This window comes from Mesorhizobium sp. P2_C4 (assembly GCF_056404575.1).
The window spans coordinates 44,328-62,753 of record NZ_JBFUDT010000011.1 but is presented as its reverse complement, the minus strand read 5'-3'; the positions used below and the strand labels follow the sequence as shown (position 1 = coordinate 62,753).

At 63.7% G+C, this 18,426-nt stretch carries 13 protein-coding genes; 6 read left to right on the top strand and 7 right to left on the bottom strand.

Translation table 11 applies throughout. The annotated features are described in order from the left end of the window. Nucleotides 1–14: 14 nt before the first annotated feature. Nucleotides 15–611, bottom strand: a complete 597-nt coding sequence (locus tag AC1DX6_RS28685) for a hypothetical protein (protein WP_477319637.1) — start codon at nucleotides 609–611, stop codon at nucleotides 15–17. A 265-nt stretch (nucleotides 612–876) separates the two neighbouring features. Next, the gene (locus AC1DX6_RS28680) at nucleotides 877–1,491 is read right to left on the bottom strand and encodes a TetR/AcrR family transcriptional regulator (protein WP_477319635.1); all 615 of its coding nucleotides are present in this window, start codon (nucleotides 1,489–1,491) and stop codon (nucleotides 877–879) included. Between the two features lie 74 nt (nucleotides 1,492–1,565). On the opposite strand from AC1DX6_RS28680, the gene AC1DX6_RS28675 reads away from it, so the two are divergent. Both AC1DX6_RS28675 and AC1DX6_RS28670 read left to right on the top strand, forming a co-directional pair. Beyond that, complete coding sequence (locus AC1DX6_RS28675) at nucleotides 1,566–2,849, top strand: MFS transporter (protein WP_477319633.1); 1,284 nt, start codon at nucleotides 1,566–1,568, stop codon at nucleotides 2,847–2,849. A gap of 303 nt (nucleotides 2,850–3,152) precedes the next feature. Next, nucleotides 3,153–4,721 (top strand): alkaline phosphatase D family protein, encoded by a 1,569-nt coding sequence (locus tag AC1DX6_RS28670; protein ID WP_477319631.1) that lies wholly within the window; start codon nucleotides 3,153–3,155, stop codon nucleotides 4,719–4,721. A gap of 9 nt (nucleotides 4,722–4,730) precedes the next feature. Here the strand turns inward: AC1DX6_RS28670 and AC1DX6_RS28665 are convergent, their stop codons facing one another. Further along, nucleotides 4,731–5,027: a hypothetical protein gene (locus tag AC1DX6_RS28665; protein WP_477319629.1), complete on the bottom strand. Its 297-nt coding sequence runs from the start codon at nucleotides 5,025–5,027 to the stop codon at nucleotides 4,731–4,733. A gap of 197 nt (nucleotides 5,028–5,224) precedes the next feature. Here AC1DX6_RS28665 and typA point away from each other — a divergent pair, with 197 nt between their 5' ends. After that, nucleotides 5,225–7,054, top strand: coding sequence for a translational GTPase TypA (gene typA, locus AC1DX6_RS28660; protein ID WP_477319627.1), 1,830 nt, complete (start codon nucleotides 5,225–5,227; stop codon nucleotides 7,052–7,054). Between the two features lie 59 nt (nucleotides 7,055–7,113). Here typA and AC1DX6_RS28655 read toward each other — a convergent pair whose 3' ends face one another. Beyond that, nucleotides 7,114–7,734: a DUF1062 domain-containing protein gene (locus AC1DX6_RS28655; RefSeq protein WP_477319625.1), complete on the bottom strand. Its 621-nt coding sequence runs from the start codon at nucleotides 7,732–7,734 to the stop codon at nucleotides 7,114–7,116. A 600-nt stretch (nucleotides 7,735–8,334) separates the two neighbouring features. Between AC1DX6_RS28655 and AC1DX6_RS28650 the strand changes: the two genes are divergently transcribed. Then, nucleotides 8,335–8,949 (top strand): LysE family translocator, encoded by a 615-nt coding sequence (locus AC1DX6_RS28650; protein ID WP_477319623.1) that lies wholly within the window; start codon nucleotides 8,335–8,337, stop codon nucleotides 8,947–8,949. Between the two features lie 109 nt (nucleotides 8,950–9,058). Here AC1DX6_RS28650 and AC1DX6_RS28645 read toward each other — a convergent pair whose 3' ends face one another. Beyond that, nucleotides 9,059–9,382 (bottom strand): hypothetical protein, encoded by a 324-nt coding sequence (locus tag AC1DX6_RS28645; protein WP_477319621.1) that lies wholly within the window; start codon nucleotides 9,380–9,382, stop codon nucleotides 9,059–9,061. A gap of 128 nt (nucleotides 9,383–9,510) precedes the next feature. Next, complete coding sequence (locus tag AC1DX6_RS28640) at nucleotides 9,511–10,074, bottom strand: peroxidase-related enzyme (RefSeq protein WP_477319619.1); 564 nt, start codon at nucleotides 10,072–10,074, stop codon at nucleotides 9,511–9,513. A gap of 137 nt (nucleotides 10,075–10,211) precedes the next feature. Here AC1DX6_RS28640 and AC1DX6_RS28635 point away from each other — a divergent pair, with 137 nt between their 5' ends. Together AC1DX6_RS28635 and AC1DX6_RS28630 are read left to right on the top strand one after the other, a co-directional pair. Next, on the top strand, nucleotides 10,212–15,011 hold the full coding sequence (locus AC1DX6_RS28635; protein ID WP_477319617.1) for an NAD-glutamate dehydrogenase: 4,800 nt from the start codon (nucleotides 10,212–10,214) through the stop codon (nucleotides 15,009–15,011). Between the two features lie 228 nt (nucleotides 15,012–15,239). Next, nucleotides 15,240–16,619, top strand: a complete 1,380-nt coding sequence (locus AC1DX6_RS28630) for an MFS transporter (RefSeq protein ID WP_477319615.1) — start codon at nucleotides 15,240–15,242, stop codon at nucleotides 16,617–16,619. A gap of 141 nt (nucleotides 16,620–16,760) precedes the next feature. Here the strand turns inward: AC1DX6_RS28630 and purH are convergent, their stop codons facing one another. Beyond that, nucleotides 16,761–18,377 (bottom strand): bifunctional phosphoribosylaminoimidazolecarboxamide formyltransferase/IMP cyclohydrolase, encoded by a 1,617-nt coding sequence (gene purH / locus AC1DX6_RS28625; protein ID WP_477319613.1) that lies wholly within the window; start codon nucleotides 18,375–18,377, stop codon nucleotides 16,761–16,763. Nucleotides 18,378–18,426: the final 49 nt, after the last annotated feature.

The window sequence follows — 18,426 nt, the reverse complement described above, 5'->3', positions numbered from 1 at the left end:
AATCGCTAAAGTGCCTAATTATCCACCCGGCCGAAAGCCGGCACATCGCCGATGACGGTGTGCTTGTCCTTGCCGCAGGCGAAGGTCTTCGCCTTTTCGTCGGCTAGCTTGCGCGCCTGATCGTTGGCGGCGGGATTGCCGGTGGCCAGCACAAGGCCGACGGTGCAGCCGTCGCGCGCGTCGATCTGGGCGACCTTGGCGACGAGCAGCACTTCCGTCGGCTTGTTCTCGTCGTCGGGATTGCTGATCGAGCGGCGGTGGATGGCGGCGAAGGGCACGGCAACATCGCCCTTGGTCTCGATGCGCCACTCGACCTTGGCCCCGGACGAATTGAAGCCGGAAAAGCTCTCCCAGACCGTCGTCATGTCACTGCTGGGCGGAAACCCATAGAACAGCGATTCACGGGCGTCGTCATAGGCAACCAGCACAGGGTAGCCGCGATAGCCGGAGCAGGCGAGTTCAGCCCAGTCGCCATCGCCTTCCTCGGCCTGCGCATAGGTGACGCAGTCCTTCTTCCAGTCGAGATCGGTGTAGGTGCTGGAAATGCCATCGGCATGTGCCGCCTGGCAGAGGCCGGAGAGGGCAAGGGAGGCAAGCAGCAGGGTGCGCATGTAGAATCCCCGTGGAGTTCGTTTCAGCCTATCGTCAAATTTTCGACAGGCCTAGCGTCCCATTCGTAGGGTGGGCGCCGCCCCTCATTGCCCTGCCGGGCATTTCTCCCCGTATAGTGACGGGGAGAAAGGGCTGAACGCAGCCTCGGCGCTATTCCTGCAACGCCGGCGATTGGCGAAATCGGCGGTGGGAGCGTCCCTCGCCCCGTTTACGGGGAGAGGATGCCGGCAGGCAGGTGAGGGGCAGCGCCGACGCTCGAAAGTCTTACTTCTTCAAGCTCGCCCCGATCAGCAGGTCGGCATTACGCGCCACCGACTGTGCCGGGCCACCCAGCCCGAACAACTGGCCGCTGATGTAGGCGCCCTCGATCAAAAGCAGCAGCCCGTCGCCAAGCGTGTCGGCATCGTCGGCGCCCATCGCGGTCGCCATGGCGCGCAGGCGGCGACGCAATTCCTGCTTGTTGGCCTCGCTCACCACGCGGGCCGGGTGGCCGTGCTCGGGATACTCCACCGCCGCATTGGTCATGCCGCAGCCGCGATAGTCGGGTCTTTGCGTGCGTTTGCCGACACGGGTCAGGAAGGCCTTGATCTGCGCGCGCGGGTCGCCGGGATGAGCGTCTACCGCCTCGTCGAAGCGATCCCAGAATTCGAGGTCGTATTGCCTGAGATAGGACGCCGCCAGCTCATCCTTGGAAGGAAAGCTGCGGTAGAGGCTGGGCTTGGTGACACCTGCGCGTTTGACGATCTCGTCGACGCCGATTGCTCTGATGCCGCGCCGGTAGAACAGATCGTACGCCACGTCGAGGATCTTCTCAGCAGCCTTCGGCGGCGATGCGTGAGCGTCCTTGATGGGTGGTTCAATATTTTTGCCCGATGGCATCCGAAGACTCGCTTGACAGTGTTACCGATCGGTACGTATACCTTTGCCTCAACTGCAACGTACCGGTCAGTAACATGATAGCTCAATCTCGTCCGTTTGGCCAGCGCTACGCTTTCGTCGTGGTCGGTGTCATCTTCCTCTGCCTGCTAATCGCAGCCGGCCTGCGCTCGGCGCCCGCCGTCATGATGTTGCCACTGGAGGAAAGTTTTGGCTGGCGGCGCGATGTGGTTTCGCTGGCCGCTGCCGTTGGCATCTTCCTCTACGGGATGACCGGGCCGTTCGCCGCGGCACTGATGGAGCGGATCGGCTTGCGCCGCACGCTGCTTGCCTCGCTGGTGGTGATGTCGGGCTCGACGGCGCTCAGCCTGCTGATGACCAAGCCGTGGCATCTGCTCATCACCTGGGGTGTGTTTTCCGGCATAGGTTCAGGCGCGGTCGCCACGGTGCTTGGCGCCACCATCGTCAATCGCTGGTTCAAGACCAATCGCGGCCTGGTGATGGGGCTGATGTCGGCCTCCAGCGCCACCGGCCTGCTGGTGTTCCTGCCGCTGCTCGCCGCGCTTGCCCAGTCGGGCGGCTGGAAGCCGGTCGCCATCGCCATTTCCGTCGCCACCGCTTGCCTACTGCCGCTGGTCTGGCTGCTGGTGCCGGAGCGTCCGGCCTCGATCGGCATGGTGCGCTACGGCGCCGAGCTCGACGACGTGCCGCCGGTGCCACCGGCATCGCAAGGCAATTTCCTCGCGCATACGCTGAACACGCTGCGCCGCGCCGCCGGCACCCGCGTCTTCTGGTATCTGTTTGCCACCTTCTTCATCTGCGGTTTCACGACCAACGGGCTGGTCGGCACGCATCTGATTTCCTTCTGCAGCGATATGGGCATCGGTGAGGTGCAGGCCGCCGGCCTGCTGTCGCTGATGGGCATATTCGACCTGATCGGCACGACGCTGTCGGGCTGGCTGACCGACCGTTTCGATCCGCGCAAGCTGCTCGGCGTCTATTACGGCATACGCGGTCTGGCACTGATCTACCTGCCCTATTCCGGCTTTTCGGCGATGAGCCTGATCATCTTCGCCGTGCTCTACGGTCTGGACTGGATCGCCACCGTGCCGCCGACTTTGCGGCTCGCCAACGAGGCGTTCGGCGATCGCAGCGGGCCGATCGTGTTCGGCTGGATCGTTGCCGGCCACCAGATCGGGGCGGCGTCCGCGGCTTTCTTCGGCGGCACCATGCGCGAGCTGCAGGGCAACTACGAACTGGCCTTCCTGATCGCCGGCATGACGGCCATTGCCGCGGCGTGTATCTCGCTGCTGATCAACACCAGCCAGCCGGCGTTTGATCCGGAACCGCAGGCGGCTTAAGGCGCGGCGGCGGAACTGCCAATCTCCCCCCCTCGTGGGGGAGATGCCCGGCAGGGCAGAGGGGGGCGTGAAGGATCGCCAGCCTTTGGTCCTACCTAGCGTTCTGCCGCAAAGGCTGCGCTGTTTGATTTGCTACGTCGGCGGGACAGCGCCCCCCTCTGGCCTACCGGCCATCTCCCCCACACGGGGGGAGATCGGCAGCTTGCCTGTCCGTTGTTATCAAACCTTCATCATCCCGAGATGCGCCTGAAACATTGAAGCTGGACTCTGGTGGCACCGTTCGAAGCCATCCAGGAGACAGCCATGAACAAGATTTCCCGCCGCGCTTTCGTCACCTCCGCCAGCGCCGTCGGCCTGGTCGGCGTCTCGGGACTGGCGATGCCCTATTATTCGCGCGCCAACCAGCGGCCGGCTTTCATCCACGGCATCCAGTCCGGCGACGTCGACGCCACCAGCGGCATGGTGTGGACGCGCACCGATCGCCCGTCGCGCGTCATGTTCGAGATATCGTCCACCGAAAATTTCGCCAATGCCACCCGGCTGGCGCCGCTAGATACCTCACCGGCCAGCGATTACACGGTGAAGCGGCTGCTCACCGACCTCGCTTCCGACCAGGACATTTTCTACCGCATGGTCGCGGCCGATCTGGCTGACATCAACGCGGTGTCCGAGCCGATCGTTGGCCGCTTCCGCACAGCACCAGCCTCCAAGCGCGACATCAAGTTCGCCTGGTCGGGCGATACCGCGGGCCAGGGCTGGGGCATCGACGAGACCGGCATGAAGACCTACGCCACGATCGGCAAGCATACGCCCGACTTCTTCCTGCATTCGGGCGACACCATCTATGCCGATGGCGCCATGAAGGACGAGGTCGACCTGCCCGGCGGCGGCAAGTGGAAGAACGTCGTGCTCATCGACGGCAAGCGCAAGGTTGCCGAGACGCTGGAGGAATACCGCGACCAGTGGAAATACAACATGATGGACAAGAATGTGCTGGGCTTGAGCGCCATCTGCCCGACCTTCTACCAGTGGGACGACCATGAGGTGCTGAACAACTGGTCGGATTCAAAGGACCTGACCGCCGACGACCGCTACAAGGAAAAATCCATCCATGTGCTGGCGGCGCGCGCCGCGCGCGCCTTCCATGAGATGACGACGATCCGCTACGAGCCGTCCGAGCCCGGTCGCGTTTACCGCAAGATCGCCTACGGGCCGCTGCTCGATGTCTTCTTCCTCGATATGCGGTCCTATCGCGGCCCCAACGGCCCGGACATGCAGGATACGATGACGCCGGAATCGCGCATGCTGGGCGAACAGCAGACGAAATGGCTGAAGCGAGAACTGGCAAACTCCAAGGCGACCTGGAAAATCATCGCCGCCGACATGCCGCTCGGCCTTGTCGTCTGGAACGACGGCGCCAAGAAGGTGGGCGCCGAGGCGGTCAGCAATGGCGACAACGGCCTGCCCAAGGGCCGCGAGCTCGAGATTGCCGATCTGCTGCGCTACATCAAGAATGCCGGCATCAGCAACACTGTCTGGCTGACCGCCGACGTGCACTACACGGCGGCGCACTACTACAACCCCGAAAAGGCGCAGTTCCAGGATTTCAATCCGTTCTGGGAATTCGTCTCGGGTCCGATCCACGCCGGCACGTTCGGTCCGAACGATTTCGACATGACGTTTGGTCCGGAGTTGAAATTCATCAAGGCGCCGACCGCCGAGCAGGGCCAGAACCTGCCGCCGTCAGCCGGCCTGCAGTTCTTCGGCCTCGTCGACATTTCCGGCGCCACCGAGCAGTTGACGGTGCGGCTGATGGATCGCGACGACAACGAGCTCTACAAGGTGACGCTGGATCCGGTGCGCTCGGCGTAAGAGCTCAGGCTAGTTCGGATAGCAAACCGTCGGAATGTTGGGCCAGACCGCGTTGTCGCAGTTGGCGGCTTCCTGCCGCTGCCTGAAGGCGGCGCTGACCGGACCGGTCACCATCGGGTCGACGCCATCGGGGGCGTCGGCAAAAAGCTGCTCTGCGGTCGGGGTATCGGACGCCAGCGCGGGCGGGGGCTCTCCGGGCGGGGGCTCTCTCAGCGTCGCGGCCGACTGTGCGGCGCCCGCGGCAAGGACGGCCGCCAGGGCGGTCCACACGAAGATTTGCCGGAATCTGATGACTGGATCGGTCATGAAGGTCGAACTGCCCGGGTCCTGAAAGGTTCCCGCCTTGGTTAATGAAATCATTTCACACGCGGATGTTTAAGATTTGATGAGTATTTGGTGACGACCCGCCTCTTTCGCAATTGCGAAAAACCCTGTATGAGCCGCGCAACCGAAAGAGGCGGCGCCGTTTGGCCTGCTGCCTGCAACGCTCCCGAGACCACAACATGAAAATTCGTAATATCGCGATCATCGCGCACGTCGACCATGGAAAAACCACCCTGGTCGATCAATTGCTCCGGCAATCCGGCTCCTTCCGCGACAATCAGCGCGTCGCCGAGCGCGCCATGGATTCCAACGACCTCGAAAAGGAACGCGGCATCACCATCCTGGCCAAGGCGACCTCGGTCGACTGGAAGGATACCCGCATCAACATCGTCGACACCCCCGGCCACGCCGATTTCGGCGGCGAGGTCGAGCGCATCCTGTCGATGGTGGATTCGGCCATCGTGCTGGTCGATGCCGCCGAAGGCCCGATGCCTCAGACCAAGTTCGTCGTCGGCAAGGCGCTCAAGGTCGGCCTGAAGCCGATCGTCGTCATCAACAAGATCGACCGCCCGGACGCCCGCCACGTCGAAGTGGTCAACGAAGTGTTCGACCTGTTTGCCGCACTCGACGCCACCGACGACCAGCTCGACTTCCCGATTCTCTACGGTTCAGGCCGCGATGGCTGGGTTTCGGAAAATCCGGAAGGCCCAAAGGACCAGCAGCTTGCGCCGCTGTTCGATCTCGTCATCAAGCATGTGCCGGCGCCGACCGTTCATCCCGGCCCGTTCCGCATGATCGGTACCATCCTGGAAGCCAATCCCTTCCTTGGCCGTATCATCACCGGCCGTATCGAAAGCGGCACGCTGAAGTCCAACCAGCCGGTCAAGGTGCTGCACCATGACGGCACGCTGGTCGAAACCGGCCGCATCTCCAAGATCCTGGCCTTCCGCGGCCTCGAGCGCCAGCCGATCGAAGAGGCGCAGGCGGGTGACATCGTCGCCATTGCCGGCCTGTCGAAAGGCACGGTCGCCGACACGTTCTGCGACCCGGCGGTGACCGAGCCGCTGCATGCGCAGCCAATCGATCCGCCGACCGTGACCATGTCCTTCCTGGTGAATGACTCGCCGCTCGCCGGTACCGAGGGCGACAAGGTGACCAGCCGCGTCATCCGCGACCGCCTGCTGCGTGAAGCCGAAGGCAATGTCGCGCTGAAGATCGAGGAATCGCCTGATAAGGATTCGTTCTTCGTCTCTGGCCGCGGCGAATTACAGCTGGCCGTCCTGATCGAGACGATGCGCCGCGAAGGCTTTGAAATCGCCGTGTCGCGTCCGCGCGTCGTCATGCAGAAGGGCGAGAACGGCGAATTGCTGGAACCGGTCGAGGAAGTCGTCATCGACGTCGACGAGGAGCATGCCGGCGTCGTCGTGCAGAAAATGTCGGAGCGCAAGGCCGAGATGGTCGAACTGCGTCCGTCGGGCGGCAACCGCCAGCGCATCGTTTTCCACGCGCCGACGCGCGGCCTGATCGGCTACCAGTCGGAACTGTTGACCGACACGCGCGGCACCGCCGTCATGAACCGGCTGTTCCATGCCTACGAAGCCTACAAGGGCGAGTTGCCCGGCCGCACCAATGGCGTGCTGATCTCCAACGAGCAGGGCGAGTCGGTCGCCTACGCCATGTGGAACCTCGAAGACCGCGGCCCGATGGTCATCGATCCGGGCGTCAAGGTCTATCAGGGAATGATCATCGGCATCCACTCCAGAGACAACGACCTTGAGGTCAATGTCCTCAAGGGCAAGAAGCTGACCAACATCCGCGCCGCCGGCAAGGACGAGGCGGTGAAGCTGACGCCGCCGATCCGCATGACGCTGGAGCGTGCTCTGGCCTGGATCCAGGACGACGAACTGGTCGAGGTGACGCCGAAGACCATTCGCCTGCGCAAGCTCTATCTCGACCCGAACGAACGCAAGCGTTTCGAGAAATCGGCCAAGGTGGTTGGCGCGGCGTAATCATTTAATTTTCCAGACTTTTGAGGGGCGAAGCACCGATGTGCTTCGCCCCTTTTCGTTTATCCGCCGGCCGCTGAGATGATGGCCACATGGTCGGCTTCGCCGGCGAGATCGATGTGGATCGTCGTGCTGTCGCGGGCCGACTTGCGCAAAGCTCTGGCGCCGTCGGGAACGACAACCAGCAATCCTTTCTCGTCCAGCGCCTGAAGGCGCGACCGCGAGATGCCGAGTTCGCCGGCGAGCAGCCGGTCGAGCCGCAGTGATGTTGGTGCCTCAAGCGCGAGCCGGATTTCAAGCGCGGTTGCGCCTTCGTCGCCGAGCCGGTGCTTGTGAACGGCAACGTCCGAAAATTCCTCGACGCGCCCGACCCGGTTTCGCAATGCCACGACATCGAAGGCGTGGCGGCGGGCGAGCATGGGATCGTTGCTTTCGAGGGATGCTAGCAGCGTCGGTCCGATGTCGCGGCGATTGCAGCGTTCGAAAATGCCGAAATTCCAGGAATTGTCGCAGTCGATGCAGCGATAGATCAGCCAGACGTCGATGCGCTTGCCATTGGCGTTGACGCGAAATTTCGAGCTGCAGCGATAGGCCTTCACAGTGCCGCAGCGATTGCAGTTGATGAGAGGTTGAGGTGCGGTGACGGGCGCGACCGTCCAGCGAACAGCGAGATGTTGAGACAAGCCGAAAACCTTCCAGTGTGGAAGTTCTCCAGGCCGGCAATGTCGAGATGCCCATGCGGGCACGGCGTGGCGAGAGCTAGCTATGTTGGAAGTCAGGTGTCACGGGCGACAGCCACGCGACAGCGGTTCAGCATTGCCAAACCGGTCTCGAACCGCCGCCTGAGGAACACATGAAAAATAAGCAGACACCGCTTATGCGGCGCCCTGCCAAGTGTGATCAGGGGAGTTGGCGAGACCGGCGGTTACTGGGGCAAAGTGAAGCTCGAAATTGTTTCGCGTCGGCCCTTCTAGCTGGGACCGATGAGGACGACAAGGGTGGCAATTGTCGAGGTCGGCGCTGCCCCTCATCCACCTGCCGGCACCTTCTCCCCGTACAGTGACGGGGAGAAGGGGGCTGGCCGCAAGGCCGCGCCCATTCTGCGACGCTAGAGATTGGCGAAACCATTCGTGACGGCGCTTTTTCTCCCCGTCACCATACGGGGAGAAATGTCCGGCAGGACAATGAGGGGCGGCGCTGACCAAAGCGATTGTCGTTCCGTCTTTGCCAGCGCCGCCGCCGCTGGTTAGTATGCCTGCCAAACCTCAAATCTGAGACCCCCCATGCACCTCACCTCGCTTCTGATCTTCGCCGCGGCCCTTTTCGTCGCCGCCGGTTCGCCCGGCCCGTCGATCGCTGCGCTCGTAGCGCGTGTGATCTCAAAGGGCTTTCGCGACGTGTTTCCGTTCCTGCTCGCCATGTGGATCGGCGAGGGCATCTGGCTGTCGCTGGCGGTGTTCGGGCTGGCGGTGGTGGCGCAGACCTTTCACTTCGCCTTCGTCGCGGTGAAATGGGTGGGCGTCGCCTATCTCGCTTACCTCGCCTGGAAGATGTGGACGGCACCGGTCCAGGCAAAAGAAAGCGAGATGCCGCGCGAAGATTCGCCGGCGAAGCTGTTCTTCGCCGGCATGGCGGTGACGCTCGGCAATCCCAAGATCATGATGTTCTATCTAGCGCTGCTGCCGACGATCATCGACCTCGCTTCGGTCAGCGTCATCGGCTGGGTCGAGTTGACGGCGACCATGGCGGTGGTCCTGGTCGCCATCGATCTCGCCTGGGTGCTTGCCGCATCGCAGGCGCGCAAGCTTCTCAGGAGCAAGCGGGCGATGAAGATCGCCAACCGCATCAGCGCCGGCACCATGGCCGGCGCCGCTGCGGCTATCGCGGCGCGGTCCTAGAGCGTTTCACCGTTTCACGGAAACGGCGAACCGCTCTATCTCTTTGTTTATTGCGCAATTCCGGACGGAAAACCGATTACACTTTTCCTGAAATTGCTCTAACGGCGCGTTACATCATTTCTATGATCGGCGCGATTTCGACGGTGAACGCCGGGTCCATCAGGATCGGGCAATCCTTGGCCTTGGCGACGGCATCGTCGATGTCCTTCGCCTCGATGATTGTGTAGCCGGCGGTCGGATTGCTGCCGCCATTGTTCTCGACCTTGCCGCCGGGCAGCACCATCTTCGACCTGCCGACGGGATTGCCGCCGTCGACTACGGACTTGCCGAGTTTGCCGTACCAGCCGGTCCAGGCATCCGTTGCGGCCTTCCGCTCGGCCTCGCCGGTCGGCATCTTGCCCGAGCCATGATAGACGTAGAGAAACTTTGCCATGTTCTCCTCCCTTGATCAGCGGCATCGAACCGGCATGCGGTCATGCCGCCCGGCGATCATCGGACCAAATCGGCAAACAAGCAACGAGAATGCGCAGTAGCTAACATACCGAAGCAACGGGGGGGTCGCTACCGCGCCATGGCGTGATATTCATGGTTCGGGCGCATGTCGATTGCCGCCGCCACCCGGTTCGACATGTTGAAAAAGGCGGCGGTCGAGGCGATGTCCCAGATGTCGCGGTCGGAAAAGCCGGCCTTACGCAAAGCCGCCCGGTCGGCCTCGACGATCTTTGCCGGCTCTTCCGTCAGTTTCACCGCGAATTCGAGCATCGCTGTCTGTCTGGCGGACAGGTTGGCGGCGCGAAAATTCATCACCATCATCTCGCCGAGCGACGGGTCGCCGGACAGCTGGCGCACCGCCGCGCCATGCGCCGTCAGGCAGTAGTAGCAGTGGTTGATCGAGGAGACGGCGACCGCGATCATCTCGCGCTCCAGCTTCGACAGGCCTGACACACCCAGCATCAGATCGTTGTACATGTCGGTGAAGGCGCGCAGCTTCTTCTCGTCGAAGGCATAGGCCTTGAGCACATTGGGAACGAGGCCGAGCTTTTCCTCGCATTTGGCAAAATAGGCTTTTGTTGCGTCGCTCAGCTCCGCCTGGGCGAGGTCAAGCGCGGAAATCTTGCCGGACATGGGGCATTTCTCCTCGTTGGGCGGCGATCTGTCGCGGAATGCCGATATTTCTTCGCAAGCCGTCAAACCTTTGTCGCCAAATACCGGTCATCTGCTACCATAGTCGCAAAAGCATGTGACGGGAGGGAATTAGCGTCATGGCCAGCCTGAAATCCGCAAGCAGCCCGAAAAAGACCAGTCCGATCAAGGGAGGTGCGGCAAAGGCGGGCGAAAAGCCCGGCAGGCTCGCCGACTATCTGCTGGCCCGCGCGCCCGCCGAAGATGTCGCCGCCTATGATGCCGCCGATCTCGAACGTGCCGCCGATCTGGCCGGCCGCGCCGTCGCCAGGCACAAAAAGGGCGATTGCGTCGTTGCCATAGACGTCGATTCCGGTGTCGTGCGCCAGGGCCGGCCGATGACCGTCATCACCGTCGTCAACGACAACATGCCGTTCCTGTTCGATTCCATCCTCGGTGAGATCACCGAGAGTGCCGGCGAGCCGCTGCTGGTCACCCACCCGGTCATCGTCGTCAAGCACGGCAAGGGCGGCGTCGATGAAATCCTCGGCGATGGCGGTTTCGCCAAGGGCGACCACAGCCACGACCGGCTGAGCGTCATCCACGTCCATATCGGCCGCCTGTCGGTCGATCAGGCCGAGGCCATGGCCGGGCGGCTAAAGAAGATGCTGGGCCAGGTGCGCGCCGCGGTTACCGACTGGAAGCCGATGCTGGCCCGTCTCGACCAGGCGATCTCGGAGTTCCGTTACGCGCCGGTGCCGCTCGACAAGGCCAGCGTCACCGAGGCGATCGCCTTCCTCGAATGGCTGCGCGACGACAATTTCACCTTCCTCGGCATGCGCGAGTTCAAATACACTGGCGGCGAGAAGAGCGGCACGCTGGAGCGCGCCGACAAGCCCGGCCTCGGCATCCTGTCCGATCCCGATGTGCTGGTGCTCAGGCGCGGCACCGAAGCGGTGACGACGACGCCGGAAATCCGCGCCTTCCTGCATGGGCCGGAGCCGCTGATCGTCACCAAAGCCAACGCCAAGTCTTCCGTGCACCGCCGCATCTATCTCGATTACATCGGCGTCAAGACCTACACCGCCAAGGGCGTGCTGTCGGGCGAACTGCGCATCGTCGGCCTGTTCACCTCGACCGCCTACACGCGCTCGGTGATGAAGATCCCCTATCTCAGGTCGAAGGCCGAAACCATCATCGCCAAGTCCGGCTTCAATCCCGGCGATCACTCCGGCAAAGCGTTGATCAACGTGCTGGAGAGCTATCCGCGCGACGAGCTTTTCCAGGTCCCGGTGCCGATCCTGCGCAAGCACGCCGAAGCCATTCTGGGACTGGTCGAGCGGCCGCGCGTGCGCGCTTTGGTGCGCGTCGACCAGTTCGACCGCTTCGTCTCCATCCTCGTCTTCGTGCCGCGCGACCGCTACGACAGCGTCGTGCGCGAGAAGGTCGGCGCCTATTTGAAGACGGTGTTCGAGGGCCGGCTGTCGGCCTATTACCCGGCTTTCCCGGAAGGCGGGCTGGCGCGCGTGCATTTCATCATCGGCCGTTCCGGCGGCAAGACGCCGAAGGTCGAGCAAGCGACGATCGAAGCGGCGATCCGCGACATCGTGCGCACCTGGGAAGACGCGCTGCGCGAAACCGCGGCAGAAACCGGCGCCGACGCGGCGTTGACGGCAATTGCTTCGCGCTTTTCGGAAAGCTACCGCGACAGTTTCCCGCCGGCGGTGGCGCTGGCCGACGCCGGTCGCATCGCCAAAATTGCCGAGGCCAATCCGATCGCCATCGACTATTACCGGCATGCCGACCAAAAACCGCATCAGGCGGCGCTGAAGATCTATCACCACGCCAGTCCGGTGGCATTGTCGCGGCGGGTGCCGGTGCTGGAAAACATCGGTTTCCGCGTCATCAGCGAGCGCACTTTCGAGGTCGGCGACGAAGCTTCCGGCATGGTCTTCGTCCACGACATGGAGCTGGAGAACAGCTACGGCAAGCCGATCGACCTTGCCGATGGTGGCGCGCTGTTCGAGGACGCCTTCCTGTCGGTGTGGCGCGGCGATGTCGACAATGACGGCTATAACGGCCTTGCCCAGACCGCCGGCCTGTGGTCGGGCGAGATCACCATCCTGCGCGCCTATGGCCGCTATCTGCAGCAGGTCGGCATCCCCCAGAGCCAGGATTTCATCGCCGCAGCACTCAACCGTTATCCCGAGATCGCGCGCGGCCTGCATGCGCTGTTCATCGCCCGCCTCGGCCCGACGGCCGAAGGGGAAGGCTTGGTGGCGGCAAAGCATCTGAAGGCCAAGATCAAGGATGCGCTGGAAGACGTCCCCAACATCGACGACGACACCATCATCCGCCGTTATCTCAATCTGATCGAAGCCTCACTGCGCACCAATCATTTCGTCGCCGAAACGAAAGCGAAGGGCCAGTCGCTGGCGATCAAGCTCGATTCGCACGCGGTCGACGGTTTGCCGGCGCCGCGGCCGTGGCGCGAGATCTTCGTCTACGGCTCCGAGGTCGAGGGCGTGCATCTGCGCTTCGGTCCGGTCGCGCGTGGCGGCCTGCGCTGGTCGGACCGCGCCCAGGATTACCGCACCGAGGTGCTCGGCCTGGTCAAGGCGCAGCAGGTCAAGAACGCCGTCATCGTGCCGGTCGGCGCCAAGGGCGGTTTCTTCCCCAAGCGTCTGCCGGTGGGTGGCAGCCGCGACGCGATCTTCGAAGCCGGCACGTCGGCCTACAAGAACTACGTCTCCAGCCTGCTGTCGATCACCGACAATATCGGCCTGGACGGCATCATTCCGCCGGCCGGCGTGGTGCGGCGCGACCCGGACGATCCCTATTTCGTCGTCGCCGCCGACAAAGGCACGGCGACCTTCTCCGACACCGCCAACGCCATCTCGGAGAAGCATGGCTTCTGGCTCGACGACGCTTTTGCCAGCGGCGGCTCGGCTGGCTACGACCACAAGAAGATGGGCATCACCGCCAAGGGCGCCTGGGAAGCGGTGAAGCGGCATTTCCGCGAGATCAACCGCGACATCCAGACCACGCCGTTCACCGTCGTCGGTGTCGGCGACATGTCGGGCGATGTGTTCGGCAATGGCATGCTGCTGTCGCCGCAGACGCGGCTGATCGCCGCCTTCGACCATCGCGACATCTTCATCGATCCCGATCCGGACATGGTGGCGTCGATGGTCGAGCGCGAGCGCATGTTCGCCCTGCCGCGCTCAAGCTGGCAGGACTACGACAAGGCCAAGCTGTCGGAAGGCGGCGTCATCGTCTCGCGCAGCCAGAAGTCGATCACGCTGCCGGCGGCGGCGGCAGCGGCAATCGGGCTTGGCAAGACGACCGCGACACCGGTCGAGATCATGAACGCCATCCTCAAGGCGCCGGTCGACCTTTTGTGGTTCGGCGGCATCGGCACGTATCTCAGGGCATCGACCGAAACCAATAGCGATGTCGGCGACCGCGCCAATGACGCCATCCGCGTCACCGCGCTCGACGTGCGCGCCAAGGTGATCGGCGAGGGCGCCAATCTCGGCGTGACGCAGCGCGCCCGCATCGAGTTCGGGCTGAATGGCGGCCGCTGCAACTCCGACGCCATCGACAATTCGGGTGGCGTCAACTGCTCCGACGTCGAGGTCAACATCAAGATCGCGCTGGCCTCCGCCATGCGCAAGGGATCGCTGACCCGCCCGGCGCGCAACAAATTGCTGGCCGAGATGACCGGCGAGGTCGGCGGCCTGGTGCTGTCCAACAATTACGAGCAGACGCTGGCGCTCTCCATCGCCCGCAAGCGCGGCCTCGCCGACATCGCGCACCAGAGCCGCTTCATGGCGGCGCTGGAGGCGCGCGGTCTGCTCGACCGTGCGGTCGAGACGTTGCCGTCGCCGGCAGCCCTTGCCGAGCGCGAAGCGCGCGGCGAGCCGCTGACCAGGGCCGAACTTGGCGTGCTGCTCGCCTATGCCAAGATCGTGCTGTTTTCCGACATCGTTGCCAGCGACGTGCCTGATGACGCGCATTTCGACCGCGATCTGATGGGCTATTTCCCCGATCGCATGGCGAAGAAGTATGGCGACGAAATCCGCAACCATCGCCTGCGCCGCGAGATCATCGCCCGTGTCGTCGCCAATGATCTGGTCAACCGCGGCGGCCCGTCCTTCGTCAACCGGCTGCAGGAAGCCACCGGCCGCAGTGCCGCAGACGTGGTGCGCACTTTCGCCGTGGTGCGCGACGGCTTCGCGCTGCCGGCGCTCTATCGCGAGATCGATGCGCTCGACAACCAGATCGACGGCCAGGTGCAGCTCGATCTCTACCAGTCGGTTAGCCGGCTTATCTTTATGACGAGCGGCTGGTATCTGAAGAACGATGCCGGCACCGCGCCGCTCGGCCAGCGCATCGCCGAATTGCAGGAGGCACGCAAGGCGCTGGAGCCGAAACTCGGCTCGCTGCTGCCGGCCTTCTCGCGCGAGCGGATCGAGGAAAAGCGGCATGGCCTGTTCAAGGGCGGTGCGCCGGAAAAACTGGCCGAGCAGCTGGCGCTGGCCGACATGGCGGAACTCATCCCCGACATCGCGCTGACGGCGCGAATGGCGAATGCCGATATCGTCGCTGCGGCGAAGGCTTTCTTTGCGGTCAGCGATGCCTTCCGCATTCCACGCGTCGAGGACGCGGCGCGCTCCATCACGCCATCCGACTATTACGACCAGCTGGCGCTTTCCCGCGCCACCGACACGATCGGCGCTGCCCGGCGCGGCATCGCGGTGGCAGCACTCACCGGCCACGCCAAGGCGGCGGACCCGGTGGCGGCATGGCTTGAGGCCGGCGGCGAAAGGGTGGCGCGCATCCGCGAGCGGCTGCAGGCGCTGACCGAAGGCGGCGATATCACCGTATCGCGGCTGTCGGTGGCATCGGGCCTGATGAGCGATCTCACGGGGATGTGATCATCTTCGCAAGGCTGGCGCCGCCCCTCCTCCGGCTGTGCACCTTACCCCCCCCTTGGGGGGAGGGTCGCTGCGAAGCAGCGGGGTGGGGGTGCGGCACCGACCCCACCCGGACCTGCGGTCCGACCTCCCTACAAGGGGGAGGTAGGGGTTGGCGCTTGTTATTTGCATGAGCATTCGAAACATGCAGACATGGCGCCCGATACGGGCGGAGCAGGGACTTTCAGCATGGCGGCGGTAGAAACAGTGCAGCGGGCATCGGGACGCGGCATTTGGGGATGGATGTTCTTCGACTGGGCGGCGCAGCCGTTTTTCACCGTCGTCACCACCTTCATCTTCGGCCCGTATTTCGCCTCGCGCATGGTCAGTGATCCGGTCATGGGCCAGGCAATCTGGGCCTGGGGCATCGCCGCCGCCGGATTGGTCATTGCCGTTTTGTCGCCCATTCTCGGCTCGATCGCCGACCAGACCGGGCCGCGCAAGCCGTGGATCGCTTTTTTCGCAACGATCAAGATCACCAGCCTTTGCCTGTTGTGGTTGGCTGCGCCCGGCTCGAATGCATTCCTGATCGTGGCGTTGTTCTCGCTGGCCTCCGTCGCGGCGGAGTTCTCAACCGTATTCAACGATTCGATGATGCCGCGCCTGGTGCCGAAGAGCGAGATTGGGCGCATCTCCAACATCGCCTGGGGCCTCGGTTATCTCGGCGGCATGGTCGCGCTGATCTTTGTCATTGCCTGCATGGCCGGCACGCCGGAAACCGGCAAGACGATCATAGGGCTCAATCCCATCTTCGGGCTCGACCCGAAGCTCGGCGAAGATGCACGCGCCACCGGGCCGCTGTCGGCTGGTTGGTATTTCCTGTTCATCCTGCCGATGTTCTTTTTCACCCCGGATGCCGTCAAAGGCATCCCCATCGGACCGGCCGTACGCCAAGGCCTGTCTGAACTGAAGTCGACACTGGCCGAAGCACGCAAGCGCGTCGGCATTTTCCGCTTTCTTATCGCCCGCATGATCTATCAGGACGGCGTCAACGCGCTGCTGACGCAGGGCGGCGTGTTTGCTGCGGCGATGTTCGGCTGGTCGATCACCGAGATCGGCATTTTCGGCATCATCCTCAATGTCGTCGCCATCTTCGGCTGCTGGATTGCCGCCCGCGTGGACACCGCCTTCGGCTCCAAAGTGGTTGTGATGATCGCGCTCGTGATGCTGACGGTGGCCACCGCCGGCATCGTTTCGACCGGGCCGGGGTTCACCCTGCTTGGCCTCATACAGCTCTCGACCACCGATTCGGGCGGCCTGTTCGGCACGGCGGCGGAGAAGGCTTATATTCTCTACGGGCTTTTGATCGGACTGGCCTTCGGGCCGGTGCAGGCGTCGTCGCGCTCCTACATGGCGCGCAGCGTGACCGCTGCCGAATCAGGCCGCTATTTCGGCATCTATGCTCTGTCCGGACGGGCGACCAGTTTCCTGGCGCCGTTCCTGTTGGCAACGATCAGCTGGGCCGCCGACTCGGCGCGGCTCGGCATGGCGGTGATCATCCTCTTCCTGGGCATTGGCATCGCGATATTGATCAAGACGCCTTATCCGGCGGACCAGCCGGTGGAGTGACTTACCCTCCCCCTTGTGGGGAGGGTCGATCCGCGAAGCGGAGCGGGGTGGGGGTGCGGCGCTGCCCCCACCCCGTCTCACGAATTTTGCTTCGCAAAAGTCGTTCGCCGACCCTCCCCACGAGGGGGAGGGCAAAAGGCGCTAGTGCCTAAAATGCCTCACGCCGGTAAACACCATGGCGATGCCATGCGCGTCGGCGGCGGCGATGACGTCGTCGTCGCGCATCGAGCCGCCGGGCTGGATAACGGCGGTGGCGCCGGCTTCGATTGCCGACAGCAGCCCGTCGGCAAAGGGGAAGAAGGCGTCCGAGGCGATGACCGAGCCCTTGGTCAGCGGCTCAGCCAATCCCGCGGCCTCGGCGGCATCGAGCGCCTTGCGGGCGGCGATGCGCGAGGAATCGACGCGGCTCATCTGGCCGGCGCCGATGCCGACGGTGGCGCCATCCTTGGCGTAGACTATGGCGTTCGACTTGACGTGCTTGGCGATGCGGAAGGCAAATTTGAGATCGGCCATTTCCGTCGGCGTCGGCGCGCGATTCGTCACCACTTTCAGGTCGAGGTCGTCGACGACGGCATTGTCGCGGCCCTGGACGAGCAATCCGCCGGCAACGGATTTGACGGTGATGCCGGCGGTGCGCGGATCGGGCAGGCCGCCGGTGACCAGCAGCCGCAGGTTCTTCCGGGCGGCGACGATGCGGATTGCTTCCTCGCTGGCGTCCGGCGCAATGATGACTTCGGTGAACGTTTTCACGATCTCTTCCGCCGCCTCGGCATCGAGGAGGCGGTTCATGGCGACGATGCCGCCGAAGGCGGAGACCGGGTCGCAGGCCAGCGCCTTGGCATAGGCTGATATCAGCGACGCGCCTTCGGCGACGCCACACGGGTTGGCATGCTTGATGATGGCAACGGCAGCAGAGCGCGCCGGATCGAACTCGCCGACCAGCTCGAAGGCGGCGTCGGTGTCGTTGATGTTGTTGTAGGAAAGCTGCTTGCCCTGCAACTGGCGCACGGTGGCGACGCCCGGCCGCTTGTCGCCATTGACGTAGAAGCCGGCGCTCTGGTGCGGGTTCTCGCCGTAGCGCATGACGCTCTCCAGCCTGCCGCCGAAGGCACGCCAGGTCGGATGTTCGATCTCCAGCGCCTCGGCGAACCAGCCGGAGATCGCCGCATCGTAGGTGGCGGTGCGGGCAAAGGCCTTGGCCGCCAGCTTCTTGCGGAAATCCAATGATAGCGAACCGATATTCATCTCCAGCGCATTCAGCACCGAGGCATAGTCGCTGGGGTCGGTGACGATGGCGACATAAGCGTGGTTCTTGGCCGAGGCGCGGATCATCGCCGGGCCGCCAATGTCGATGTTCTCGACGATCGAGGCGTAGTCGGCGCCGGAGCGGCGCACCTCCTCGAAGGGATAGAGGTTGGAGACCAACAGATCGATCGGCTCTATCTTGTGGTCTCGCATCGCCTTGGCATGGTCGGGATCGTCGCGCACGCCCAGCAGCGCGCCATGCACCGACGGGTGCAGCGTCTTGACGCGGCCATCCATGATCTCGGGAAAGCCGGTCAACTCCGAGACGTCGCGCACCGCGAGGCCGGCTTCGGCGATGGCCTTTGCCGTGCCGCCGGTCGAGACCAGTTCGACGCCGGCCGCGGCCAATCCCCTGGCGAAGTCGATCAGGCCGGTCTTGTCGAAAACGGAAAGCAGCGCGCGGCGGACGGGAACGAGGTCGGGCGCGGGAATGTTCTTGGCGGCGACGGCCATGGGCTGGCGGCCTTTCAAGGCTTGATTTGAAGCGTCCGCGGGCCGTAGC